Source organism: Pseudomonas fluorescens (genome assembly GCF_001623525.1).
Taxonomy (GTDB): Bacteria; Pseudomonadota; Gammaproteobacteria; order Pseudomonadales; family Pseudomonadaceae; genus Aquipseudomonas; species Aquipseudomonas fluorescens_Q.
In genome coordinates this window covers 3157999-3183455 of sequence record NZ_CP015225.1, presented here as the reverse complement: position 1 = coordinate 3183455, position 25457 = coordinate 3157999, and the positions used below count along the sequence as shown (strand labels likewise).

The window sequence follows — 25457 nt, the reverse complement described above, 5'->3', positions numbered from 1 at the left end:
CGCCAGCGTTTATGGCAAACTTCGCGGCTATAAATGCCGGTCCCGTGGTTTTGAGCTTCAATGCCACGGGCGGATCGGAATAAAGCGATGCCAGGGCTGCTTCCCCGGATGGGAAAAGTCCCTTTGTGTATTGGTACGTCGGTGCCAATGCTTTCTGCCTGAACAGATCAGAGACACGACCATGCATAACGTCGTCATCAGCGGCACCGGCCTGTACACCCCGGCCAACAGCATCTCCAATGAAGAGCTGGTGCAATCTTTCAATACCTATGTCGCACAATTCAACGCCGACAACGCCGATGCCATCGCGCGCGGTGAAGTCGAGGCGTTGACCGAATCCAACGCCGCGTTCATCGAAAAGGCCTCCGGCATCAAGAGCCGCTTTGTCATGGACAAGGAGGGCATTCTTGATCCGCAACGCATGACCCCACGGTTGCCCGAGCGCTCCAACGACGAATGGTCGGTGCTGTGCGAGATGGCCATCGGCGCTGCGAAACAGGCCCTGGAGCGCGCCGGCCGCACGGTCGCCGACATCGACGGGGTCATCGTCGCCTGTTCCAACCTGCAGCGTGCCTACCCGGCCATCGCCATCGAAGTCCAGGAAGCCCTGGGCATCGAAGGTTTCGGTTTCGACATGAACGTGGCTTGTTCCTCAGCCACTTTCGGCATCCAGGCAGCAGCCAACAGCGTGCAACTGGGCCAGGCCCGGGCAATCCTGATGGTCAACCCGGAAGTGTGCACCGGCCACCTGAACTTCCGTGATCGCGACAGCCACTTCATCTTCGGCGACGCGGCTACCGCCGTGATCATCGAGCGGGCGGACCTGGCGACCTCGCCATACCAGTTCGACGTGGTCAGCACCAAGCTGTTGACCAAGTTCTCCAACAACATTCGCAACAACTTCGGCTTCCTCAACCGCGCCGCCGAAGAAGGCATCGGCAGCCGTGACAAGCTGTTTGTCCAGGAAGGCCGCAAGGTGTTCCGCGACGTCTGCCCGATGGTGGCCGAGCTGATCGGTGCCCACCTGGAAGAAAACCAGCTGAACGTCGGCGAGGTGAAGCGCTTCTGGCTGCACCAGGCCAACCTGAGCATGAACCACCTGATCGTGCGCAAACTGCTGGGGCGCGAAGCCACCGAAGAGGAAGCGCCAGTGATCCTCGACCGCTACGCCAACACCAGTTCGGCGGGCTCGGTGATTGCATTCCACAAATACCAGGATGATTTGCCCAGCGGTTCGGTCGCCGTGCTCAGTTCGTTTGGCGCCGGGTATTCGATTGGCAGCGTGATTTTGCGTAAGCATTGATCTGGTCTGGCTCAGCTTCGATCTGTGCCTTTTCAGTTTCTACCTGGGCTGGTTCAGCTTTTGTGTGGCGAGGGAGCTTGCTCCCGCTGGGGCGCGAAGCGGCCCTAAGATTTTGCGGCTGCTGCGCAACCGAGCGGGAGCAAGCTCCCTCGCCACAAACATCATCAGTCCTTCCAGGCAACGGGGCGTTGAATGACGGTCACCGATGACACCCTTCTGCTCCAACGCCTCCTGGCCGGTGAGCAGCAGGCCTATAAGGAACTGGTCAGCGCCTACCAGAGCCCGATGCGCGCCGTGGCCTATGCCATCGTCGGCAGCCGCCATGTCGATGAGGTGGTGCAGGACGCGTGGCTGTCGGTGGTGCGCAATCTCAGTGGTTTCCAGGGACGTTCCAGCCTCAAGACCTGGCTGCTGACCATCACCGCCAACGCTGCCAGAGGGCGCTACAAACAGAACCGTCGGGAGGTGTTGTTCGACGATCTGCCGTCACCCCATGGCACCCTCGGCGATGATCGTTTCGCCGCCGACGGTCATTGGCTGTTGGCGCCGTTCGCCTGGCACCAGGACACGCCTGAGGCGCTGCTCACGATGGCGGAATTACGCGATTGCCTGGAGCACACGTTGCTCAGCCTGTCGGAACTGCAAGGCAGCGTGCTGAACCTGCGGGAACGCCAGGGGCTGGAGCTGGAAGAAATCTGTAATCTTCTGGATATTTCGCTCTCCAATGTGCGAGTGCTGTTGCATCGCGCCCGGCTGAAAGTCTTCGCGACCGTTGAACATTTCGAGGAAACCGGCGAATGCTGACCTGCAAGGAACAAGTGGCGCGCTCCAGCGATTATCTCGACGGCCAGTTAAGTTTTCGTGAACGCCTGATGGTGCGTCATCACCTGATGTTCTGCCCCAACTGCCGGCGTTTTATCCGCCAGATGCGGCTAATGCAGGCGACCCTCAAAAAGCTTCCTGAAGCCCCCATTCCCGACCTGGATCACCTCGCCGAAAAACTCGCGGCTGAACGTAAACGTCACCACCCCTAGTTCCGTATGCACCTGCGACTGCTCTAACTTGCCGCTTGCAGCTCACCCCTTGCAGCTGCTTCTCAGTTATTCCCTTTCGAAGTAAAAAGTTCCGCTGTCATAAAATCTTTATGTGATAGCAACTCGCCTGACACAACCCGTCGCCAAGATCCCCTCCCAACACCAGCGGGCCCAGTTCCGCGTGTTTTCTAACGCATAGACTACCAACAGGGGAATTCTTCGATGATCCGCAAGCACTTCGCAGGTGTTGCCGCCAGCGCACTGGCAATGGCAGTAACCGCCCAGGCTTTCGCCGGCACCGTCACCACCGACGGCGCCGATATCGTGGTCAAAACCAAGGGCGGCCTTGAGGTCGCTACCACTGACAAAGAGTTCAGCTTCAAGCTCGGTGGTCGTCTGCAGGCTGACTACAGCCAGTTCGATGGTATCTACACCGACAACGGCAACTCGGCCGATGCCGCTTACATCCGCCGCGCGTTCCTGGAACTGTCCGGCGTGCTGTACACGGATTGGGCCTACACCATCAACTACGACATGTCCCACAACAGTGGCGACTCCGATAACGGCTACTTCGACGAAGCGTCCCTGGCCTACAACGGCTTCAAGCCGGTTTCGATCAAGGTGGGTCGCTTCGACCCCGACTTCGGCCTGGAAAAAGCCACCAGCTCCAAGTGGGTCACTGCACCTGAGCGTAACGCCGCTTACGACCTGATCGACTGGACGAACAGCCATCAGAACGGCCTGGGCCTGCAAGCCTCCAGCACCTTCGCCGATTCGTTCTATGCCTCGGCCGGTGTATTCAGCAAAGACACCGACGACACCGACGGCGACAGCGTCAAGCAAGTCAACGGTCGCTTCGTATTCGCGCCAATGCACGATGCTGGCAACGTGCTGCACTTCGGTGTGAACGTGGCTTCGCGCGACGTCTCCGACACCGTCTTCGATGCGCGTTATCGCTCCCGCCTGGGCATGCGTGGCGTTGAAACCCTGGGTGGCAACGACGCCGGCCCTAACGGCAACCGTCCGGTACTGGGCGGCGCGAACAACTCGCCAGCCGGTTCGTACGACCGCGACACCGCCTTCGGCCTGGAAGCCGCTTTCGCCATGGGGCCTGCGTCGATCCAGGGCGAATACATCACTCGCAAGACCAAGGCTGATGCCGATGGTTTCGAAGACATCAAAGGCCATGGCTTCTACGTACAGGGCGCGTACACCCTTACCGGCGAGTCCCGTGGTTATAAAGTCGGCAAGTTTGACGCGATCAAACCTCAGAACAAATCCATCGGTGCCTGGGAAGTGTTCTATCGCTTCGACAGCCTGACCGTCGAAGACGACAACATCACCACTGCCTCGGCGACCCGCGACGTGGGCGATGCCGAAGCCAAGGTGCACAACCTGGGCGTGAACTGGTACGCCAACGAAGCGGTGAAAATTTCCGCTGCCTACATCAAGGCCAAGACCGACAAAGTGACCAACGCCAATGGCGACGACGATGGCGACGGTTTTGTGATGCGTGCTCAGTACGTGTTCTAAACCGCACTTTGATATACCGCTCTGACTTCATCCGTTAAAGCGCTCCTTTGAACCCCGCCTCTGGCGGGGTTTTTTTTGAGCCGCGTTTGGGTAAGCGCTGTATGGGTAGCCACCTGTCAACCCTGACAGTTTCGCCGTATCCGGAAAGCGTGCTTACTTCTTCAGGCCACCATAGCTCACCTGGAGAGTCGACCATGGCGGATTCAGATCTTGGGTCCAATCACCCCATTACCAACTTCGGTGCCTCGCCCTATGAACCGACCACCCGCTTTCACTATGACGCACTCGATAGCTTGATCGGGCGCACTACGTCCGAGGGCAAAGAGCATCGGTTCTACCGAAACGATGAGCTGGCGAGCGAGGTCAGCGGGACTGTCAGCACAACCTTCGTGCGTGCAGAGGGCGTGGTGCTCGCCGAGCGCCAAACCGGTGGTGATGCCGGTCCCATATTGCTGATGGGCGATGATAAGAACAGCGTGATGGGTGAAGTTACTCGGCAGGGACTCACGAGTATTGCGTATTCACCCTATGGCCATCGGGTTGAAGGCAGCTCGGCGAATAGTCATTTGGGTTACAACGGCGAGCGGCGCGAAACGCAAAGCGGTTGGTATTTTCTAGGCAATGGCTACCGGGTCTTCAACTCGCGATTGATGAGGTTTCACAGTCCGGACAGCTTGAGTCCTTTTGGTAAGGGGGGATTGAATGCGTATATGTATTGTGTGGGGGATCCTATTAATAATGTGGATCCAACAGGGCATAGTTTTAAAGGGGATTTTTTGCGGGCTTTGCCTTTCAGGAAAACCACTGCATCTTCCGTCAGTGAGAAAATTCTCCCTACTTTTAAAGAAAATCCAAAGAAAAGACCGGTTGCGCTAATCCCTATTACGGAGACGCATGTTCAGCATCTTAAGGAGGTCGAGATTTCGAATTGGTTTATCTTTGATATCGAAGAAAGGTACTTAAAGTATCTTGAAAGGCGATACCTCATCTCTCCGGAAGAAGCAATAGATATAAGTAATAGGAACAAGCGGTTTTACACTGATGCCTTATCGGCTTCAGTGGATCGCCTTTTTGCCGAGAAAAGCCTAGGTAAGCGCCGTATTACTCGGCACAGTGCAGAGAAGATCAAGGAGCGAGCAGCTCAATACCATCCGACATTGAGGATAGATATAGGAAGAATGCCGCCTGAGCGGGATTTTGCACCCGCGCCACTTATAAATTTAGAAATTCGACAGGGTGAAATAGTCGTTTTGAGAATCAGCGAGGCATAAAATGGATATTTCAAATAAAACCGAACAGCGTGCATCTGACGAAGCGACGATCATCTTTCACTATGACGCGTTGGACACCTTGATCGGACGCGACACTGCCGACGGCAAGGAACGCCGGTTTTACCGCGGCGATGAGCTGGCGAGCGAGGTCAGCGGGACTGTCAGCACAACCTTCGTGCGTGCAGAGGGCGTCGTGCTCGCCGAGCGCCAAACCGGTGGTGATGCCAGTTCCATATTGCTGATGGGCGATGATAAGAACAGTGTGATGGGTGAAGTTACTCGGCAGGGACTCACGAGTATTGCGTATTCACCCTATGGCCATCGGGTTGAAGGCAGCTCGGCGAATAGTCATTTGGGTTACAACGGCGAGCGGCGCGAAAGGCAGACCGGCTGGTATTTGCTGGGCAAGGGCTACCGTGTCTTCAATCCTCAGTTGATGAGGTTTCACAGCCCGGATAACTTGAGTCCCTTCGGTAAGGGGGGATTGAATGCGTACATGTATTGTGTGGGGGATCCAATTAATAATGTAGACCCGACGGGGCATGGTTTTATAGGAGCTGTATCGCGTTTTTTTAGAAAGCCAGCAGCGTTTTCTGTGGGCGAAACTACATCCGGGATTTTTACCTTGACTAAGCACAGAGTCAAGCCTCCGAGTTTAAGAGTTATTGGGTCTGAAGATGTTTTGAATGCCCAAAAAAACGTGGCTTATTTTGACGTGATGGTTAGAAAATATGAGGCTAAATTTATTGAAATTAGTGATCTGGAAGTCAGTCCGGAGATTGTGAGTAACATGATCAGTGAGCAAGATTTTTTTCGCGGAAAAACAATATCTGCATTGAAGAATTATGAATTCGCTCTACGCCACAAAGGTGAGGTTGGAATTACGCGGCGTGGGGCAAAAAAACTCGAGGCGCTCGCAGAAGTGTACGATAAGATGATGAAAAACATACCAGGGCAGGAGCGCGCTGAACATTTAGCCAGTGTGGAAGATAGAGTCAGAACAGCGGCGGAAATGAAGAATATTCGCGAATAAGTAAAGGGGGCGACCTCTAATAACTGATTTTTTCGAACTGCAAGGTGTCGAGTAGTACCGCCAATATCCTATTTCGGATCACTCATCACCCAAGCCCGTAAAAAAGTATCCTGCTTCTCGTTCCTACCGTCCGGATCGGCGATACTCGCTCCATCCATTGTCTGGATATCGAGGAACCGCATGCCGCTTCACGTCTTGGACAGCCTGTCCGCCATTGCGCCGCAAGAATGGGACGCCCTGGTACCCGCCAACCAACCATTCCTGCGCCACGCCTTCCTGAGCACCCTGGAAGACAGTGCCAGCCTCGGCCCGCAATCTGGCTGGCAGCCTGAGCATCTGCTGCACATCGAAGACGGACGCCTGCTCGCAGCCTTGCCCAGTTACCGCAAGTGGCATTCTTACGGCGAGTACGTGTTCGACCACGCCTGGGCCGATGCCTGCGCCCGGGCCGGGATCGAGTATTACCCGAAGTTGCTGACGGCGGTGCCGTTCAGTCCGGTCAGCGGTCCGCGACTGCTGGCGGCGCGGGTCGAGGATGGTCTGGAGCTGCTGGGCAGCCTGCCGGGTTATCTTGAGATCGAAGGGCTTTCCAGTGCCCACATCAACTTCACCGATGCCTTCACCGACGCGGCACTTGCCGGGCAAGAAGGCTGGCTGCAGCGGATTGGCTGCCAGTACCACTGGCAAAATCGTGGTTATCGGGACTTCCAGGATTTTCTCGATGCCCTCAGTTCGCGCAAGCGCAAGCAGATGCGCAAGGAGCGTGAACAGGTGGCGGGGCAGGGCATCGAGTTCGAATGGCTCGAAGGCCAGCAACTGGACGAGGCCCAGTGGGACTTTGTCTACGCCTGTTACGCCAACACCTACGCGGTGCGGCGGCAGGCGCCGTACCTGACCCGAGCGTTCTTCAGCCTGCTGGCCGAGCGCATGCCTGAGGCCATTCGCGTGGTCTTGGCCAAGCAAGGTTCACGGCCGGTGGCGATGGCGTTCAGCCTGGTGGGCGGCGACAGTTTCTACGGGCGTTATTGGGGCTGCCTGGCGGAATTTGATCGCCTGCATTTCGAGACCTGTTTCTACCAGGGTATGGACTACGCGATTGCCCATGGCTTGCAGCGTTTCGACGCCGGTGCCCAGGGGGAGCACAAATTGATTCGCGGGTTCGAACCGGTGATTACCCGCTCGTGGCATTACTTGCGGCATCCGGGGTTGAAAGCGGCTGTGGCGGATTTCCTCGTGCGCGAGCAAGAGGGAGTGCTGGCCTATGCCGAAGAGGCGAAAACAGCACTGCCGTATCGGCAGTGCTGATTTTTCGTGGGTGTGACTCAGCTGTCTTCGTTGCCCAGCCAGCGGTAAGAGACACCACCAATGACAGCACCCAGCAGCGGTGCTACCCAGAACAGCCACAGTTGCTCGATGGCCCAGCCGCCGACGATCAGCGCCGGACCGGTACTGCGGGCCGGGTTGACTGAAGTGTTGGTGACCGGGATCGAGATCAGGTGAATGAGCGTCAGGGCCAGGCCGATGGCAATCGGTGCCAGCCCGGCCGGGGCACGTTTATCGGTGGCGCCGAGGATGATCAGGATGAACATTGCCGTCATGATCAGCTCGGTCACAAAACCGGCCGCCAACGAATACCCACCGGGTGAATGCTCGCCGTAACCGTTCGACGCCAGGCCGGACGCGGTCAGGTCAAAGCCTTCCTTGCCGCTGGCGATGAAGTAGATCAGCGCCGCGGCCAGCACACCACCGATGACCTGGGCGATGATGTAGGCCGGCAATTCCCTGGCCGGAAACCGCCCGCCCACGTACAAACCCACCGACACGGCCGGGTTCAGGTGGCAGCCGGAGATATGACCGATGGCGAACGCCATGGTCAACACCGTCAGGCCGAACGCCAGGGCAACCCCCAGCACGCCAATCCCGGAGGCGGCCAATACCGCGCTGCCGCAGCCGCCCAACACCAGCCAGAACGTACCCAACAACTCAGTCGTTGAACGTTTGAGTAAAGACATAAGCATCCTTGAAAAAACAGTCGTGATAATCGGTTATGCATCCTGCAGCATTACGACAGGTTCATCTCCAGAACCTGGGCTGAGTACAGCAGGGTTTATCGACAAATCCAGCGGCACAAAAAAACCGCCAGAGTCATGGACTGGGGCGGTTTTGGCCGTGGTCGGCGGGGAGTATGTCGTTGCTATATGGGCTAAATGGATTCTGGACAGATTTTTTCAGAAAGGCCTTGGGGCTGCACTGGCCCTACTGTTTAAGCAAAGACCCTGTGGCGAGGGAGCTTGCTCCCGCTGGGCTGCGCAGCAGCCCCAACAAGGCTGAGTTCCACCCGGCTCTATGGGGTGACGCTCAGATTTTCAGGGGCGCTTCGCACCCCAGCGGGAGCAAGCTCCCTCGCCACAGGGGTCAGTGGTGTCTGGTTGATTCAGTCGATCCCCACGAACCCACCCGTCTGGTGCTGCCACAACCGCGCATACAACCCGCCATGGGCCAGCAGTTCGGCATGGCTGCCGGTTTCGGCGATGCGGCCGTTTTCCAGCACGACCAGGCGGTCCATGCGGGCGATGGTCGAGAGGCGGTGGGCGATGGCGATCACGGTCTTGCCTTGCATCAGGGTCTCGAGGCTTTCCTGGATCGCCGCTTCGACTTCCGAGTCCAGTGCCGACGTCGCTTCGTCCATGATCAGGATCGGCGCGTCCTTGAGCAGCACCCGGGCAATGGCGATGCGCTGGCGCTGGCCGCCGGACAGCTTCACGCCGCGCTCACCCACATGGGCGTCGAAACCGGTACGACCTTCGGCATCCGACAACAATGGAATGAACTCATCGGCCCGGGCCTTGCGCACGGCTTCCCAGAGTTGCGCATCGGTGGCGTCGGGCTTGCCGTAAAGCAGGTTGTCACGAATCGAGCGGTGCAGCAGCGACGTGTCCTGGGTGATCATGCCGATGCGCTCGCGCAAGCTTTCCTGGCCGACCTCGGCGATGTCCTGGCCGTCGATGAGGATGCGCCCACCTTGCACGTCATAAAGACGCAGCAGCAGGTTGACCAAGGTGGATTTACCCGCGCCGGACGGGCCGATCAGGCCGATTTTTTCCCCGGGCTTGATGATCAGGTTGAGGTCGCCGATCACGCCGCTTTTCTTGCCATAGTGGAAATCCACGTGCTCGAAACGCACCTCGCCGCGAGCGACCGCCAGGGGCTTGGCCTGGTCGCGGTCGGTGACGCTGACTGGCTGGGCGATAGTCTGCAGGCCGTCCTGGACCATGCCGATGTTCTCGAAGATGCCGTTGACCACCCACATGATCCAACCGGACATGTTGACGATGCGGATCACCAGCCCGGTCGCCAGGGCAATGGCGCCGACGCTGATCAGCGACTGAGTCCAGAGCCACAGCGCCAGCCCGGTGGTGCCGACGATCAGCAGCCCGTTCATGCTGGTGATGACCACGTCCATACTGGTGACCACGCGACCGGCCAACTGGGCTTTTTCGGTCTGCTCCTGGATGGCTTCGCGGGCGTACTGCTGCTCGAAGTTGGTGTGGGCGAACAGCTTCAGAGTGGTGATGTTGGTGTAGCCGTCGACGATCCGCCCCATGAGCTTGGAGCGGGCATCGGACGACACCACCGAGCGCTCCTTGACCCTCGGCACGAAGTAACACAGGGCACCAATGTAGGCGGCGATCCACATCAGCAGCGGGATCATCAGGCGCCAGTCGGCTTCGGCGAACAGCACCAGGGAGCTGATAGCGTAGATCAGCACGTGCCACAGGGCGTCCACGGCTTGCACCGCCGAGTCGCGCAGGGAGTTACCGGTCTGCATGATGCGCTGGGCGATGCGCCCGGCGAAGTCGTTCTGGAAGAAATTCAGGCTCTGCTTGAGCACGTAGCTGTGGTTCTGCCAGCGGATCAGGCTGGTCATGCCGGGGCTCAGGGTCTGGTGCACCAGCAGGTCATGCAGGGCCACGAAGATCGGCCGAAAGACCAGCGCCACCACCGCCATCCAGGCCAGTTCCAGGCCATGGACCTTGAAGAAGTCCACATTCGGCGTGCCCTGGGTCAGGTCGATGATGCGGCTCAGGTAGCTGAACAGCGCCACCTCGATCAGCGCGCCGATCAGGCCCACCACCAGCAATACGGCGAAGCTGGGCCAGACCTGTTTCAGGTAATAGGTGTAGAAGGGCAGGACGCGGTTCGGCGGGGCCGAGCTCGGGGCGTCGCGGAAGATATCGATCAGTGTTTCGAAACGGCGAAAAACCATCTGTAAATGCCCTGGCAGGGGCTCTCCTTTTTGCTAATGGGCGGTGCGGGATGACCGCGCCGCCCAGGCTTGCCGTGTGCCTCTTCAGTCGATGCGCTTGGCCGACTTGATGATCACAGGATCGGCCGGCACGTCTTTCATGCCGCCGCGTTGGGTGGTTGGCGAGTTGACGATGATGTCCACCACGTCCATGCCCTTGACCACCTTGGCGAACACTGCGTAACCGGCGTCACGGCCCGGATCGAGGAAGGCGTTGTCGGCCACGTTGATGAAGAACTGGCTGGTGGCCGAGTCCGGGTTGGATGTGCGGGCCATCGACAAGGTGCCACGAACGTTGTGCAGGCCATTGCTGGCTTCGTTCTTGATTGGGGCCTTGGTGTCTTTTTGTTGCATGGTTTGAGTGAACCCACCGCCCTGAGCCATGAAGCCCGGGATCACTCGGTGAAAAATCGTGTTGTTGTAGAAGCCGCTGTCCACGTACTCAAGGAAGTTCTTGGTACTGATGGGGGCCTTGACCGGGTCCAGTTCGATTTCGATCTGGCCGTTGGTGGTTTCCAGCAATACATGGGGTGCCTTGGCGGGAGTCGCAGCCATCAGGTTGGCGGCAAACAATACGGTGCCGGCGGCAAGGGCGATTTTTTTCAGCATGGGGTCAGTGATCCTGAGTGGTGGAATCGGTTGCGGTCAAAAAGTCGAGCAGGGTTTGGTTGAAGCGTTCGGGTTGATCCAGCGGGGTGGCGTGCCGCGAATCGGCGATGACCACCAGCCGTGCATCGGGCAGTAGCCTGACGTAGGCTTCTTTCAGTGCCACCGGGGTGTAGTCATGGTCGGCGCAAATGACCAGGGTTGGACAGGCGACCTGCGACAGTCGTTCCTGCACGCCCCATCCCACGATCGCATCGAAGCTGGCGAGATAAGCACGTTTGTCGTTCTTTGCCCAGCGCCGAGCCATTTCCAGGCGTAACTCGGTTTGTTCGGGTTTGGGGAATAACTTGGCGCCGAGGGCCTTGCCGATGGTCTCCAGGCTGAGGATGCGCATCAGGCTCCAGCGCTTGAACCATTGCCAGCAGTCATCGGGCGTGCGGACTTTGACTTCGGGAGCACTGTTGACGATGCACAGACTCCTGACCAGGTTGGGTTGGTCCACCGCCAGCTGAAAGCAGATCATGCCGCCCATGGACCAACCCACCAGATGCACCGGGCCGAGGTCCAAGTGTTCGATCAGGGCGACCAGGTCGGCGCTGAACCCTTCGATGCTGTAGCGCTCGCGCGGTTTGTCGGAGCGACCGTGGCCGCGCACATCCGCCACGATCAGGTGGTAGCGGGTGGACAGCACCGGGATCTGCTTTTCCCAGTCGCGGGTGCTCGAGCCCAGGCCGTGGACCAGCAGCAAGGGCGTACCGTGGCCGTATTCCTCATAATGCAGGTTGCAACCTTCATGTTCAAAATAGGCCATCGGCGAAGTCCTTGTCAGGCTTGTTCAGGGGCGGCGAACGGCGCATCCAGCGGCGCGGTGTCGAAGGTGCGCAGCAATTCGATCAGGATCTGCGTGGCCGGGCCCAGGGGTTTTTCCTTGTTTGAGAAAAGATAGAAGGTCGAGTTGCGGCTGCCTCCCTGTTCCAAGGGTAGACGCTTGAGCACGCCTTCCTTGAGTTCCCGTTCGATCATGTGCCGGGGCAGCCAGGCGAAGCCCAGACCGCTGCCGACAAAACTCGCGGCGGTGGCCAGGCTGCCCACGGTCCAGCGCTGCTCGGCGCCGAGCCAGCCGACGTCGCGGGGCTGTTGGCGGCCGGAGTCGCGGATGACCACTTGCAACTGGCTTTCCAGGTCCTGGAAGTTCAGTTCGCGGTTGAGGCGATGCAGGGCATGCTCGGGATGGGCCACCGCGATGAACTCCACGTCGCTCAACTCCGCCCCCAGGTAACCGGGAATGCTGAAGCCGCTGATGGCCAGGTCGGCCACGCCTTCGAGCAGCACTTCTTCGACACCCGACAACACTTCTTCGCGCAGCCGCACCCGGCAGCCACGGCTTTGTGGCATGAACGCCGTCAAGGCGCGAACGAGGCGGGCGTTGGGGTAGGCCGCGTCGACCACCAGGCGCACTTCCGCTTCCCAGCCTTGCTCCATGTGGTGGGCCAGGTCTTCCAGTTGGCTGGCCTGTTTCACCAGTTGCCGGGAACGGCGCAGCAGTACGCCGCCGGCTTCGGTCAGCACGGCCTTGCGCCCATCGATGCGCAGCAACGGTACGCCGAGCTGATCCTGCATGCGGGCCACGGTGTAGCTCACTGACGACTGGGAGCGATGCAGCACTTCAGCGGCCTGGGCGAAGCCGCCGTGGTCGACCACGGCCTGCAAGGTGCGCCATTGATCAAGGGTTACGCGGGGCGCTTTCATATCGAGCTCCTCTTGTCCTAAGCTGGCAGTCCCTTGGTGGAGACTGCCGAATGAAGAAAATCTGTTGTGTGGTGCTGGCCCTGCTGCCACTGACTGCGTTTGCCTACCCGATCGATGTGGAAAAACACCTCAACGGCCTGAGCATCGACTACAACGCCTATGACACCGATGCCGATATCGGTTCCATCCAGGTCAACAACTACGGCAACACCGACGCGGCTTGTACCGTGGTCTTCAACAATGGCCCCGAGGCACCGCGCACCCGCAAGATCGAAGTCGCCGCCGGCAAGTTCAAGAACGCCACGGCCAAGTTCAACCGCAACATCATCAAGCTGCGCATCAAGCTGACCTGTCAGCCGAAATAGCCCGGCAGTGAGGCAGGCAATATTGCTTGCTCCGCTTATAAACGAATTTATCGATGCTTTACAGCAGTTATTTGCGCTTTTTCATCGATATGATCGCGTTTAACCTTCACTCCATCGACTGACAACATTCTCAGATGGAGCCTACAAGCCATGTCCCGCGTTCTGATCATCGAAAGCAGTGCCCGCCAGCAAGACTCGGTGTCCCGTCAACTGACCCAGACCTTTATCAGCCAGTGGAAAGCGGCGCACCCGGCCGATGAAATCAGCGTTCGCGACCTGGCCGTCAATCCGGTGCCGCACCTGGATGCCAATCTGCTGGGTGGCTGGATGAAGCCGGCCGAGCAGCGCAGCGACGTTGAAAACGCCTCGCTGGAGCGCTCCAACCAACTGACCGATGAGCTGCTGGCCGCCGACGTGCTGGTAATGGCTGCACCGATGTACAACTTCGCCATCCCCAGCACACTTAAAGCCTGGCTCGACCATGTGCTGCGTGCCGGCGTGACGTTCAAATACACCCCCACCGGACCTCAAGGCCTGCTGGCCGACAAGCGCGCCTTCGTGCTGACCGCCCGTGGTGGCATTCATGCCGGCGGCAGCACTGACCATCAAGAACCCTACTTGCGCCAGGTCATGGGCTTCATCGGGATCCACGAGGTGACCTTCATCCATGCCGAAGGCATGAACCTGGGCGGCGACTTCCAGGAGAAGGGCCTGAATCAGGCCAACGCCAAACTGTCCCAGGTCGCCTGATCCGTTAATCCTCGGATAATCGCCAGGTGGTCTAGTGGCCTGGCGCTTCCCTTCAAATCGTTTTGCGCATCGAACCTCCCTTTGCACTTTTTGCTCCTGAGTGCATCAGCCCGATTGAACGCTTTAGCGAGATCGGGCTTTTTTTTTGGGGAATAGAAATAACCACCACCTGACATGAACGGCCCCTCAAGCCTTGAGGGCAGGGAGATAGACAGGCCGCAAACTCACTCGGATTGGGCAAGTCTGTCGACGTCTGGCTGTGGTAATTTATGCGCCGAATTACAGTAGGGAGGCTGTGATATGTTAAAAATCAAACGGCAAACATGGGCTTTATTTCTGGCCTATCTCATAGGGGCAGGTGGCTATATCTACTACCTCTATGTCGAGACGCAAAGCGTCCTTACTGACAACATTAATAATAAATTGCTGCATGCCGCGCTGGGGGCTTCGGCGATCCTCGGCGACCGTTACCATGACAATCTGGTCGATAAGCAATCCAAATCGCAAGCGCAGGACTGGGATACCATTCAGCGCCTCTCCGGCTTCAACGAGTCCATGGGCACTGCGTTTGTCTATAGCGTGATCAAGCGAGGTGCAAAGGCCTACCTGATCAGTTCCAGCGCATCGAAAGAAGAAATTCAAGAGAAGAATTTCGTGCGTTTTTTCGATCCTTATCCCGATGCCAGCCAGGCTTTACTCGATAGTTTTGAGCGTACCGAGCCAACCTGGATCGACTACTCGGATCATTGGGGTGATTTTCGCGCGGTCTTTGTCCCCTTAAAATCACAAGACGGTACGGTGTATGTTGTCGGGGCGGAAGTTACCTTGGCGGACTACTACCAACAACTTAATCATGACTCGCTGTACCACATCATCCTGGCCATCCTGGTATTTCTCGCTTTCCTCCTTTTACGCATGCGCGCTCATCTTCAGCAACTGCGAGTCAATGAGCAGGTATTGAATCAGGCTAAAAATGCCGCCGAAGACGCTGATCGTTCAAAAACCAGCTTTCTGGCAACCATGAGTCATGAAATTCGCACCCCGATGTACGGTGTCATTGGCGCGACCGAACTATTGGCCCGGTCCGCCCTGGATCCCGAGCAACGCCGTCTTCTCACAACGATTCATTCCAGTGGACGGACCCTGCTGTCTCTTATCGATAACATTCTCGATCTCGCCAAAATCGAAGCGGGCAAACTTGAATTGAAACCTCGTGTTTTCGAAGTGAGAGCACTGGTTTCATCCTGTATGGAACTCATCCGGCAAAATATCCAGGACAAACCCATCGTGCTGGAGGCGCAGTTTTCCCCAGACGTACCGCCTTTGGTCAAGACTGATATGGATTGCCTTCGCCAGGTATTGATCAACTTGCTGGGCAATGCGGTCAAATTTACCGAAGCCGGAAAAATATCGCTCCTGGTCACCACCAGCGGTTACGGCTCTCAAGCGTGGCTCGACTTCTCCATACGCGATACCGGCATCGGTATCCCCACGGAACGGCAAGACAATCTGTTCAAACCCTTTGTCCAGTTTAAAGGGGCGGCTAGCCAACGCTTCACTGGGAGCGGGTTGGGTCTTTCTATCTGTAAGAACCTGCTCGAGGCGCAGCAGGGGACTTTAACGTTCACCAGTCAGCCAGGTTTAGGCTCGACATTCTCCTTCTCTCTGCCCCTGGCGCTTTTTTCAGTCTCGGAAATACCCATCAAGGATGATCATGCGGCGGTTGGCTTCGACTCGTCTTTTGCCGAGGATTATCCGCTCGATATCCTTCTGGTGGAGAACCATCCGGTGAGTCAGAAAGTGGCCATGGCGATGCTACAAGAGTTGGGTTATACACCCGACCTTGCGTCAGATGGCCTGGAAGCGGTCAATCGTTGCATGGCTTCGACGCCAGAGATCATTCTGATGGATATCAACATGCCCGTGATGGATGGGATGGAGGCTGTGCGTAGAATTCGCGAGTTACCCCAGGGCGATACTTGCTACATCGTTGCTTTCACCGCGAGTGTTTTTTCCAGCGAGATAGAGCGTTTCAGGGCTGGGGGGGCCGATGACGTCCTGACCAAACCGGCAAACTTCCAGGCGCTGACCCGAGTGCTCCAGCGTGCCGCCAGCCATCGGCACCAGCGTCAGGCCACTCCTTGGGTCGTGGATGAACTTTCAAGTTAGTGGAGTATCTGTGGGCGCGAGCAAGCTCGCTCCCACCGTTCAAAAGCGCTATCTTCGCCGCCATTCGAAACGAGGGCGGTATGGGCTATCTACTTTTTGTGACATTGATCCAGGCGTTTTCCTTCAGCCTGATCGGCGAGTACCTGGCTGGGCATGTGGACAGTTATTTCGCGGTGCTGGTGCGGGTGTTGCTGGCCGGGCTGGTGTTCATTCCGCTGACGCGCTGGCGCCAGGTGGAGCCGGCGTTCATGCGCGGCATGTTGTTGATCGGTGCCTTGCAGTTTGGCGTGACCTACGTCTGCCTGTATCTGAGCTTCCGAGTGCTGACGGTGCCCGAGGTGCTGCTTTTCACCATCCTGACGCCCCTGCACGTGACCTTGATCGAAGACGCGCTGAACCGTCGCTTCAACCCCTGGGCGCTGATCGCGGCGCTGGTGGCCGTGGCGGGGGCCGCGGTGATTCGCTACGACCGGATCAACCCGGATTTCTTCATGGGTTTCTTGCTGCTGCAACTGGCCAACTTCACCTATGCAGCCGGGCAGGTGCTGTACAAGCATCTGGTGGCCCGCCACCCGAGCGACCTGCCGCATTACCGGCGTTTCGGTTATTTCTATCTTGGGGCGCTGATGGTGGCGTTGCCGGCTTTCCTGCTGTTCGGCAAGGCCAACTTCTGGCCTGAAGCGCCGCTGCAATGGGGCGTGTTGGTGTTCCTCGGCCTGGTCTCCACCGCGCTGGGGCTGTACTGGTGGAACAAAGGCGCGTGCCTGGTCAATGGCGGGACGCTGGCGGTGATGAACAACCTGCATGTGCCGGTGGGGCTGCTGGTGAACCTGTTGATCTGGAACCAGCACGAGGCGTTGGGGCGGTTGCTGTTGGGGGGATCGGTGATATTGGCGGCGGTGTGGATCAGTCGGTTGGGGATCCGCCAACCGCTACCTGCACGCTGAAAACCCCTGTGGGAGCTTGCTCGCGATGGCGGAGTGTCAGTCAGCATCTATGTTTCTGATACACCGCTATCGCGAGCAAGCTCGCTCCCACAGGGGATCTGTGGTGGTTTCAGACCACCTGCTTCTGCGGTTCCGGCAGGTGGCTCGCCCCCAGCACCGCCGGCAACAACCCCGAACGCAAGTCCGTGCCGCTCGGTTGCTGATACAGGTTCAACCCAAACTCCGGCATCACCGCCAGCAGGTAATCGAAAATATCCCCCTGGATACGCTCGTAGTCGGTCCACGCGGTGGTGCGGGTGAAGCAGTAGATTTCCAGCGGGATGCCTTGGGCGGTGGTCTGCAACTGCCGGACCATGCAGGTCATGTTCGGCTGGATCTCCGCGTGGCTTTTCAAATACGCCAGTGCATAAGCGCGGAAGGTGCCCAGGTTGGTCATCCGCCGACGGTTGGCCGACATCGCCGCGACGTTGCCCTGGGCCTCGTTCCAGGCCTTGAGTTCGGCCTGCTTGCGGCCGATGTAGTCGGTCAGCAGGCGCACCTGGGTCAGGCGTTGTTCTTCCTCGTCATGCAGGAAACGCACGCCGCTGGCGTCGATGAACAGGCTGCGCTTGATCCGCCGCCCGCCGGATTGCTGCATGCCGCGCCAGTTCTTGAACGACTCGGACATCAGCCGCCAGGTCGGGATCGAGACGATGGTCTTGTCGAAATTCTGCACCTTGACCGTGTGCAGCGTGATGTCCACCACGTCACCGTCGGCGCCGACCTGGGGCATCTCGATCCAGTCGCCGACCCGCAACATGTCGTTGCTGGTCAGCTGCACGCTGGCGACGAACGACAGCAGGGTGTCCTTGTAGACCAACAGGATCACCGCCGACATCGCTCCCAGGCCCGACAGCAGCAACAGCGGCGAACGGTCGATCAGGGTGGCGACGATGATGATCGCACCGAATACATACAGCACCATCTTCGTCAGTTGCACATAGCCTTTGATCGAGCGGGTACGGGCGTGCTCGGTGCGCGCATAGACGTCCAGCAGGGCGCTGAGCAAGGCACTGAGAGCCAGCACCAGGAACAAAATGGTGAAAGCCAGGGCGACATTGCCGAGGAAAATCAGGCTGGTCTTGCTCAGTTCCGGCACCAGGTGCAGGCCGAACTGGATGATCAGCGACGGTGTCATCTGCGCCAGGCGATGGAAGACCTTGTTCTGGCGCAGGTCGTTGACCCAGTTCAAGGCCGGTTGGCGCCCCAGCAGCTTGGCGGCGTGCAGGATCAGGTAGCGCGCCACACGGCCAAGCACCAGGGCGATGACCAGCAGCAACATCAGGGCGAGGCTGGAATGCAGGAGCGGGTGCTGGTCAAGGGCACCCCAGAGGTCTTGGAGGTTGACCCAGAGTTGTTTGATGTCCATGGACGAAACGATTCTTCTATAAAGACGCGACGGGACGATTAGAGCATTTAAGCCCGGTCAAGTGACTGTTGATGCAATAACGGCTGATAAAAATGCACTGATTTGCCGCCGTTTGTATAAAGAAACTCGGCCTTCGCGCTCGAAACCGTTACCCTATGCAGCTGTTTTTTTGCATTTCTTCGAGGTAGCACCCGTGTTTTCCCAATTCGCCCTGCACGAACGCCTGCTCAAAGCCGTGGCCGAGCTTAAATTTGTCGAGCCAACGCCGGTGCAGGCAGCGGCTATTCCGCTCGCGCTCCAGGGGCGTGACCTGCGGGTGACGGCGCAAACCGGCAGCGGCAAGACGGCCGCGTTCGTGCTGCCGATCCTTAACCGCCTGATCGGCCCGGCCAAGGTCCGCGTCAGCATCAAGACCCTGATCCTGCTGCCGACCCGTGAGCTGGCCCAGCAAACCCTGAAGGAAGTGGAGCGCTTCTCGCAGTTCACTTTCATCAAGTCCGGCCTGATCACCGGCGGCGAAGACTTCAAGGTCCAGGCCGCCATGCTGCGCAAGGTGCCGGACATCCTGATCGGCACACCGGGGCGGATGATCGAGCAACTGAACGCCGGCAACCTTGACCTCAAGGAAGTCGAAGTGCTGGTGCTGGACGAAGCCGACCGCATGCTCGACATGGGTTTTGCCGAAGACGTGCAGCGCCTGGTGGACGAATGCGTCAATCGCCAGCAGACCATGCTGTTCTCCGCCACCACTGGCGGCTCGGGCCTGCGCGAGATGATCGCCAAGGTGCTGAACAACCCTGAGCACTTGCAGCTCAACGCGGTCAGCCAACTGAACTCCACCACCCGCCAGCAGATCATCACCGCTGATCACAACCAGCACAAAGAACAGATCGTCAACTGGTTGCTGGCCAACGAAACCTACGAAAAAGCCATCGTATTCACTAACACCCGGGCCATGGCCGACCGCATCTACGGCCGCCTGGTGGCTCAGGAATACAAGGCGTTCGTACTGCACGGCGAGAAAGACCAGAAGGACCGCAAGCTGGCCATCGATCGCCTCAAGCAGGGCGGCGTGAAAATCCTCGTCGCCACCGACGTCGCCGCTCGCGGCCTGGACGTGGAAGGCCTGGACATGGTCATCAACTTCGACATGCCCCGCAGCGGCGACGAATACGTGCACCGCATCGGTCGTACCGGCCGCGCCGGCAACGACGGCCTGGCGATCTCGCTGATCTGCCACGGCGACTGGAACCTGATGTCGAGCATCGAGCGCTACCTCAAGCAGAGCTTCGAGCGCCGCACCATCAAGGAAGTCAAAGGCACCTACGGCGGGCCGAAGAAGGTCAAGGCCTCGGGCAAGGCCGTTGGCGTGAAGAAGAAAAAGGTCGACGCCAAGGGCGACAAGAAGAAAACCGGCGCCAAGGCCCCGACCAAGCGCAAGACCGCCAACCGTCCGAAGGCCGACGCCCCGTCGCTGGTCAGCAAGGACGGCATGGCCCCGCTCAAGCGCCGCAAGCCAGAAGCGCCTGCTGCTGAGTGAAGCGGCGGTAGTGCCTCATGAAAAACCGGACCCAAGGTCCGGTTTTTTTATGGGTGAAACTCGACCTTAAGTTCGATGCAGAACCTGTGGCGAGGGAGCTTGCTCCCGCTGGGCTGCGCAGCAGCCCCAAAGTTGCGTGTTCACCCATTATTGCGCGGTGAGACTTGTTTTTGGGGGGCGCTTCGCACCCCAGCGGGAGCAAGCTCCCTCGCCACAAAAGCGAAGCGGTGCTCAGACTAGGGCACTCACCCGGCCTTCTTCTCCGCATCCTTCAACTCTTGCAGACGCTTATCGATCAACTGGCACTTGTCCGGCACATCCTTGCTGGCAGTCTCCAGGTCCATGGCCTGCAACTCGTCGTTGATTTCCTTGGCCTTGGCCGGGTTCTGCTCGGTGAGCTTGGTCACTTCCTGGGCCAGTTGCTCACGTTTGGCGGTCGCTTCTTCTGGCGTGCAAGTGGCCCAGGCGGGCAGGGCGCAGGTGAGGGTGGCTGCGAGGGTGAGTTTCAAGAGGGTTTTCATGGCTGGGCCTCATATTCCTTGTTGGGCAGGTAATGGGTTGAGGCCGTTGTTGGGTGGAAAGTTCATTGGCCGCCATGCTGGCTGCCGCTTCGCAGGGTGCCTTTTTTCAGAATTTCCCTAGCCGATATTAAACCGTCGTCTACCATGGAGAAAGGCGACTGGTAGCCCTATGCCTGCAACGCCGGGTCGCTGCTTCACACAGGATGTAAGTGCTTCATTAGCTAGGAGGCTAACAATATGTCTGTCGCGATGCAGTCAATGACTTCCAGAACATCCAGTTCAGCTCGCATTGAACAATAGAATAACTACGCCTGTCAGGACGTATCCACGGCCTGTGGTAGCCGTTAATTCAAAGGAATGAAACCTATGAGTCTTAGAGCGATATTCAGTCGGCTGATGTTGTGTCTGTGGGGTTTGTTCGCGCTCTCATCGGCCTATGCGGAAAGTCTGATCATCGCCACACCGCAACAAGGTGTGGGAATAAAAGTCGATGTCTTTGACAAGCCCGATGCCTCAAACGGTATTCCTTCCTCGACGAGCCTGGTGGGATTCGGCCTCCCAGCGGGATTTATACCCGCGGTGCAGTCGTTCAAGGGAAAAATTTATATGTTCTGGTCCAATAATTATGATTCAGAGCATATCTATTCTTCCTATTCGACAGATGGGAGAAAGTGGTCCCCTGCTAAAACTATCCCAGTGAATGGCTACCGATGGGGTGGGGATATTTCAGTGACTGTATTTAAGCAGAAACTAGTACTGACCTTTGCCGACCCTCAGCAACGCTTGAGGACCACCAGCTCTACAGACGGCGTCAGTTGGACCGATATTCAAACTATCAATACCAGCCCTATGGCCGGCGTTAACAGCCCCGTTGTGTATAACGGTCAATTATTCATTTTTTATCATAAAGGTGACGGTAATGCTAAAACTGTTTATTACGTCACTTCGAATGATGGTCTTCTGTTTGGCCGGGAAACTCCAGCGTTCCAGGAAAGCACTGACACGCCTCTGACCAAAGTGGTGCCTATCGTCTATAGCGGTAAAATTTGGGTCTATTACACGGTGGAAAATCGCCTCATGTACGCACGCACTTACAACCGTCGCGGCCAGTGGGGAGAGAGGCAAGAGCTGAAAGGTATAAACAGTAAACTTTTCCTGAACAGTGCGGCGATGATCAACGATCGTGTGTTTGTCAGCAACAATACAAAAACTTTTTACTCCAGCGATGGGGTTAACTGGAATCCGTATTTCGCTGCGAGTGGGCTTGATAACTTTCCCTCGGTTTTGGGCGTTTCCTATGGCATTACCGCAAGCGATCTAACCGTGCGCAACCCGCAACTGCCCTCGGACCTGGCCACAGGCCTCAGCCATAGCGACTATGCAACGTTCGCCTGGCGCAGCTTTTTCGCACTGAACAATACAGCTGCCGCACCATTGCCCGCTAACCGCGGCGTCGGCAATCCCGCCAGCAGTTTTGCTGATTCGGGCAAGGTGCCAAAGTCTCCCAGCCCCTTGTTATGGCAAACCTTCGCGCACCGTACTGAGTTGTTTCCCGCGGGACCACAAAAAAACACCGCAGGTGGTCCGACGCGCCCGTTTGGTTCTGACCCGCAATACAGCTATATACAATTTCCCCAGGGTATTCGTTTGGCGCCTGGCGCCACCTTTAATCATTACAACAATCTGGATGAGGCGACCCAAATAGGACAAAACGCTATTTTCTTCCCGGTCAATCCGCCAAATGTGGCGAAGACAGGGAGAGATTATGCCCCTTCAAACGACAGCCAGATCCTGTTCGAGGCCAAGGCGAACCCCGTCGTTTACGAGTATGCGAAAGGCCTGACCAGCTTCCCGGATATGAATGTAGTGCTGCCCGACGGCGCGGTGGAGGTCAAGGCGACATGGCGCAAGCTGGCAGACATCCCGGTTCAAAATCGCGCGCGTTACCACACGGCGACGGTGGTGACCTATAAGGGCCTCGACAGTGACCCGGTGGCGCAGAACGAAGACTACGCACTGGTCGCCTTACATATAATCCATAAGACGTCCAACTACCCGACCTTCATTTTCGCCACGTTCGAGCACGAAGATGCCCTGACGCTGCCCGACGGTAAATCACCGACCGGGCTCTACTACATTGCCAACTACAACAAGATTGATTACCCCGGTTTCGATATAAACAACCCCCCGACCGCCACCTTCTCTGACGGCAACAAGACCTATACGGTTTCCCTGCCAAAAGCGGGCGCAGTCGCAAACGCGAGCCTTGATCCGCCGGTCTACTCCGGCAGTAACGGGATCCCTGAAGGGCAGGCCGGCCCGATCCGGGTCGTGCAACCGCTCACCATGGATGTCGAAGTCGCGGCGGTGAACAACCAGGTCAAGCAGTTGATGGACGGCAGCGGCGAATTCAACAATTCGGTCTGGAAGCATTATCGGCTCAAAGGCGTTCAAGCCATCCCGTCGAGCACTCAAACCGATCCGGATTACTACTTGGCCAATATCATGGTCGAAAGCAGCCAGCCGGGGATTCAGCTGTTTCGCGGGAGCAACGTATTCCCGATCCCGAATAACAACACCCTGACCAATGCGCGCAACCAGCCGAACATCAAGGTACCGGATTACGACCACAGCACCCAAGGCCTGACCATGGGCGGTTGCATGGGATGTCACGGCATCGCCCAGAGCTCGCTCAAACAAGGTTTCAGTTTCCTGTTCGATGCGATCAATCCCACGTTCAGCAAAGGTGTCACCGGCTTTGCGGGCCCAGAGACCGTAGGCTTACCTGATCCGCGCACCATGAAGGCACGGGCCCTGAAATATTCTTTCGGTCCTCAGAACACAGCAGCCGTCGAGGAGGCAAGCAAGTAGTCGTCAAACCACTGCCCAGCAGGATAGCCCTGCTGTCCGAGGCGAATTCCTCGCTCTTTCATAAAGAACCGGACCTTGAGTCCGGTTTTTTATGAAGCCCCTTCGACACAAAATTACCCCCCGGCGAACGCTGCTTGTCCGTTTTGTAGGAGGTTTCCAGAGTAGCCTCGGGACCTTTCGTACCCCCGTACCGGAGCCATCCGATTTCAGATGAATGGTTCCAGCAATAGCCTTAAAGCCCAACCCATTTAGTTGACGTCAAAATGATGGCTCATTAACATCGCGCCACTATTTTGATGTCATTTTCCGCTCGAGGGATCGAACATGTCCTCACCCGCCTTTTGGGCGAGGTTGTGCGTGGCTGTGCTGTGCCTTTCTCCGCTGACCCTGGCTCGCGCCGCCCCCACTCCAGGCGAGACGGACCTGATCCGCGAGCGACAGAACCGTTTGCTCGAAGAGCAGCGTCGTCGCCTGGAGGAACTCAAGGACCTGCCCGGCCAGGAGGCGAAGCCGACCCAGCCGACCGCACCTGTCGATACCCGTTGCTTCCCGATCAAGACCATCGAACTCAAGGGGGCCGACAGCCTGTCCGCCAGTGAGCGCGAACGACTGCTCAAGCCCTACACCGGCCAATGCCTGGGTGTGCGGCAGCTTAACGAACTGCTCAAAGTCATCACCGACCACTACATCGAAAAGGGGCTGGTCACCAGTCGTGCCTATCTGCCGCAGCAGGATTTGTCCGGTGGGCATCTGAGCGTGCTGGTGGTGGAAGGGCGACTTGAAGGCCTGAAGGGGACCGAGGACAGCAAGCTGTCGGACCGTGAATTGGGAATGGCTTTTCCCGGCAAGGCCGGTGACCTGGTCAACCTGCGGGAGATCGAGCAGATGGTGGATCAGCTCAATCGCCTGCCGTCGAACCAGGCCAAAATGGAGCTGACCCCCGGCCAGGAAGTCGGTGGCAGTGAAGTGCGGGTCACCAACGAGCCGAAAAAGCCCTGGCGCGCCGGCCTGTCGCGCAGCAACGACGGCCAGCGCAGCACCGGTGAGCAGCAGTGGGGCAGCAGTTTCGAGTGGGACAGCCCGCTGGGCCTGGCCGACCAGTTGATGTTGCGCGGCGGTCATGACGCGATGACCGACCACCAGCACACCTCCAACAACGCCATGCTTTATTACAACCTGCCTTGGGGCTGGTGGAACGTCAGCTACACCTACAGCCAGAGCGAATACCGCTCGCAAATTCCGGCCAACGGTTTCAACTTCAAGCAGACCGGCGACAGCCAGAACCATCAGTTGCGGGTCGAGCGGGTGATCCATCGCGATGCGCTGAGCAAGACTTCCCTCAACACCGGCCTTTCGTACCTGCGCACCAACAACTTCATCGAAGACAGCAAGCTTCGCGAGAGCAGCAATCGCATCAGCGAGGCGCAGTTCGGCATCAACCATGGCCGGCGAATCGGCAATGCCTTCGTCAACCTCGACCTGGGCATGCAACAAGGTATCGGTGCTCTCGATGCCCAGGGCGATCACGACCCGGGCCCTGGCGTACCGGATGCGCGCTATCGCAAATACACCGCGACCCTCAGCTATTTGCAGCCCTTCATGCTGGGTGGCGAGTCCTTCAGCTTCAGCAGCCTGATGACCGGCCAGCGCAGCGAAGACGTGCTGTTCAGCCCCCAGCGCATGAGCCTGGGCGGCCTGTCGTCGATTCGCGGCTACAAAGACCAGACGCTGTCTGGCGACAGCGGCGGCTACTGGCGCAACGACTTGCGCTGGAGCCGTCCGGTGACATTGGAGTGGCTGCGCCCGGTGTTCGCCGAATACGGCACCAGCCTCGGCTATGACCAGGGCGTGATTCGCGGCGACCGCTACAACGGCGGCCAGCACGGGCGCATGTCGAGCAACTCGCTGGAGCTGTTCGCCCGTGGTGAGCACCTGAGCGCCAGCGTCACCTTCGCCCATTCCCTGGAACGCCCGGATGCCCTGAGCGAGCGCGAAGCGCCGATCTACTTCCGCGTGGACGTACTCCTCTAAATTTTGCTGCAACGAGACCT

General features: G+C 58.2%; 21 protein-coding genes. 14 read left to right on the top strand and 7 right to left on the bottom strand.

The window, feature by feature from the left end:
• Positions 1-181 precede the first annotated feature (181 nt).
• The 7 genes from TK06_RS13535 to TK06_RS13505 all read left to right on the top strand — a co-directional run bounded on the left by TK06_RS13535 (position 182) and on the right by TK06_RS13505 (position 7479).
• On the top strand, positions 182-1303 hold the full coding sequence (locus TK06_RS13535) for a beta-ketoacyl-ACP synthase III (RefSeq protein WP_063322480.1): 1122 nt from the start codon (positions 182-184) through the stop codon (positions 1301-1303).
• Between the two features lie 192 nt (positions 1304-1495).
• Positions 1496-2107 (top strand): RNA polymerase sigma factor, encoded by a 612-nt coding sequence (locus tag TK06_RS13530; protein WP_063322479.1) that lies wholly within the window; start codon positions 1496-1498, stop codon positions 2105-2107.
• On the top strand, positions 2101-2337 hold the full coding sequence (locus TK06_RS13525) for an anti-sigma factor family protein (protein WP_063322478.1): 237 nt from the start codon (positions 2101-2103) through the stop codon (positions 2335-2337). Before TK06_RS13530 ends, TK06_RS13525 begins: the two co-directional genes overlap by 7 nt.
• Positions 2338-2559: 222 nt before the next feature.
• Complete coding sequence (locus TK06_RS13520) at positions 2560-3870, top strand: OprO/OprP family phosphate-selective porin (protein ID WP_063322477.1); 1311 nt, start codon at positions 2560-2562, stop codon at positions 3868-3870.
• 194 nt (positions 3871-4064) lie between these two features.
• A complete protein-coding gene (locus TK06_RS13515) occupies positions 4065-5141 on the top strand; it encodes an RHS repeat-associated core domain-containing protein (RefSeq protein WP_063322476.1) in 1077 nt (358 codons plus the stop codon).
• A 1-nt stretch (position 5142) separates the two neighbouring features.
• Positions 5143-6174, top strand: a complete 1032-nt coding sequence (locus TK06_RS13510) for an RHS repeat-associated core domain-containing protein (protein WP_063322475.1) — start codon at positions 5143-5145, stop codon at positions 6172-6174.
• A gap of 180 nt (positions 6175-6354) precedes the next feature.
• Entirely contained in the window at positions 6355-7479 is a 1125-nt protein-coding gene (locus TK06_RS13505) for a GNAT family N-acetyltransferase (RefSeq protein ID WP_063322474.1), read from the top strand.
• Positions 7480-7496: 17 nt separating this feature from the next.
• Here the strand turns inward: TK06_RS13505 and aqpZ are convergent, their stop codons facing one another.
• The 5 genes from aqpZ to TK06_RS13480 all read right to left on the bottom strand — a co-directional run bounded on the left by aqpZ (position 7497) and on the right by TK06_RS13480 (position 12835).
• Entirely contained in the window at positions 7497-8186 is a 690-nt protein-coding gene (gene aqpZ / locus TK06_RS13500; protein ID WP_063322473.1) for an aquaporin Z, read from the bottom strand.
• A gap of 422 nt (positions 8187-8608) precedes the next feature.
• Positions 8609-10441: an ABC transporter ATP-binding protein gene (locus TK06_RS13495; RefSeq protein ID WP_063322472.1), complete on the bottom strand. Its 1833-nt coding sequence runs from the start codon at positions 10439-10441 to the stop codon at positions 8609-8611.
• An 84-nt stretch (positions 10442-10525) separates the two neighbouring features.
• The gene (locus tag TK06_RS13490; RefSeq protein ID WP_063322471.1) at positions 10526-11089 is read right to left on the bottom strand and encodes a peptidylprolyl isomerase; all 564 of its coding nucleotides are present in this window, start codon (positions 11087-11089) and stop codon (positions 10526-10528) included.
• Between the two features lie 4 nt (positions 11090-11093).
• Positions 11094-11897: an alpha/beta fold hydrolase gene (locus TK06_RS13485; protein ID WP_063322470.1), complete on the bottom strand. Its 804-nt coding sequence runs from the start codon at positions 11895-11897 to the stop codon at positions 11094-11096.
• A gap of 14 nt (positions 11898-11911) precedes the next feature.
• Entirely contained in the window at positions 11912-12835 is a 924-nt protein-coding gene (locus TK06_RS13480) for a LysR family transcriptional regulator (RefSeq protein ID WP_060738713.1), read from the bottom strand.
• Positions 12836-12885: 50 nt separating this feature from the next.
• Here TK06_RS13480 and TK06_RS13475 point away from each other — a divergent pair, with 50 nt between their 5' ends.
• From TK06_RS13475 to TK06_RS13460, 4 genes are all read left to right on the top strand, one after another.
• The gene (locus tag TK06_RS13475) at positions 12886-13200 is read left to right on the top strand and encodes a hypothetical protein (RefSeq protein WP_063322469.1); all 315 of its coding nucleotides are present in this window, start codon (positions 12886-12888) and stop codon (positions 13198-13200) included.
• A 150-nt stretch (positions 13201-13350) separates the two neighbouring features.
• A complete protein-coding gene (locus TK06_RS13470; RefSeq protein ID WP_063322468.1) occupies positions 13351-13950 on the top strand; it encodes an FMN-dependent NADH-azoreductase in 600 nt (199 codons plus the stop codon).
• Positions 13951-14250: 300 nt separating this feature from the next.
• Positions 14251-16119, top strand: coding sequence for an ATP-binding protein (locus tag TK06_RS13465; RefSeq protein ID WP_063322467.1), 1869 nt, complete (start codon positions 14251-14253; stop codon positions 16117-16119).
• A gap of 80 nt (positions 16120-16199) precedes the next feature.
• Complete coding sequence (locus TK06_RS13460) at positions 16200-17066, top strand: carboxylate/amino acid/amine transporter (RefSeq protein ID WP_063322466.1); 867 nt, start codon at positions 16200-16202, stop codon at positions 17064-17066.
• A gap of 109 nt (positions 17067-17175) precedes the next feature.
• Here TK06_RS13460 and TK06_RS13455 read toward each other — a convergent pair whose 3' ends face one another.
• A complete protein-coding gene (locus TK06_RS13455; RefSeq protein ID WP_063322465.1) occupies positions 17176-18474 on the bottom strand; it encodes a mechanosensitive ion channel family protein in 1299 nt (432 codons plus the stop codon).
• 193 nt (positions 18475-18667) lie between these two features.
• On the opposite strand from TK06_RS13455, the gene TK06_RS13450 reads away from it, so the two are divergent.
• Positions 18668-20014 (top strand): DEAD/DEAH box helicase, encoded by a 1347-nt coding sequence (locus TK06_RS13450; RefSeq protein WP_063322464.1) that lies wholly within the window; start codon positions 18668-18670, stop codon positions 20012-20014.
• A gap of 245 nt (positions 20015-20259) precedes the next feature.
• Here the strand turns inward: TK06_RS13450 and TK06_RS13445 are convergent, their stop codons facing one another.
• Positions 20260-20535 carry a hypothetical protein gene (locus TK06_RS13445; RefSeq protein WP_063322463.1) on the bottom strand — a complete coding sequence of 92 codons (276 nt, stop codon included), beginning with the start codon at positions 20533-20535 and terminating at the stop codon, positions 20260-20262.
• A 366-nt stretch (positions 20536-20901) separates the two neighbouring features.
• Here TK06_RS13445 and TK06_RS13440 point away from each other — a divergent pair, with 366 nt between their 5' ends.
• Positions 20902-23406, top strand: a complete 2505-nt coding sequence (locus TK06_RS13440) for a glycoside hydrolase (protein ID WP_063322462.1) — start codon at positions 20902-20904, stop codon at positions 23404-23406.
• A 324-nt stretch (positions 23407-23730) separates the two neighbouring features.
• Positions 23731-25437, top strand: coding sequence for a ShlB/FhaC/HecB family hemolysin secretion/activation protein (locus tag TK06_RS13435; RefSeq protein WP_063322461.1), 1707 nt, complete (start codon positions 23731-23733; stop codon positions 25435-25437).
• The last annotated feature ends 20 nt before the right edge of the window (positions 25438-25457 follow it).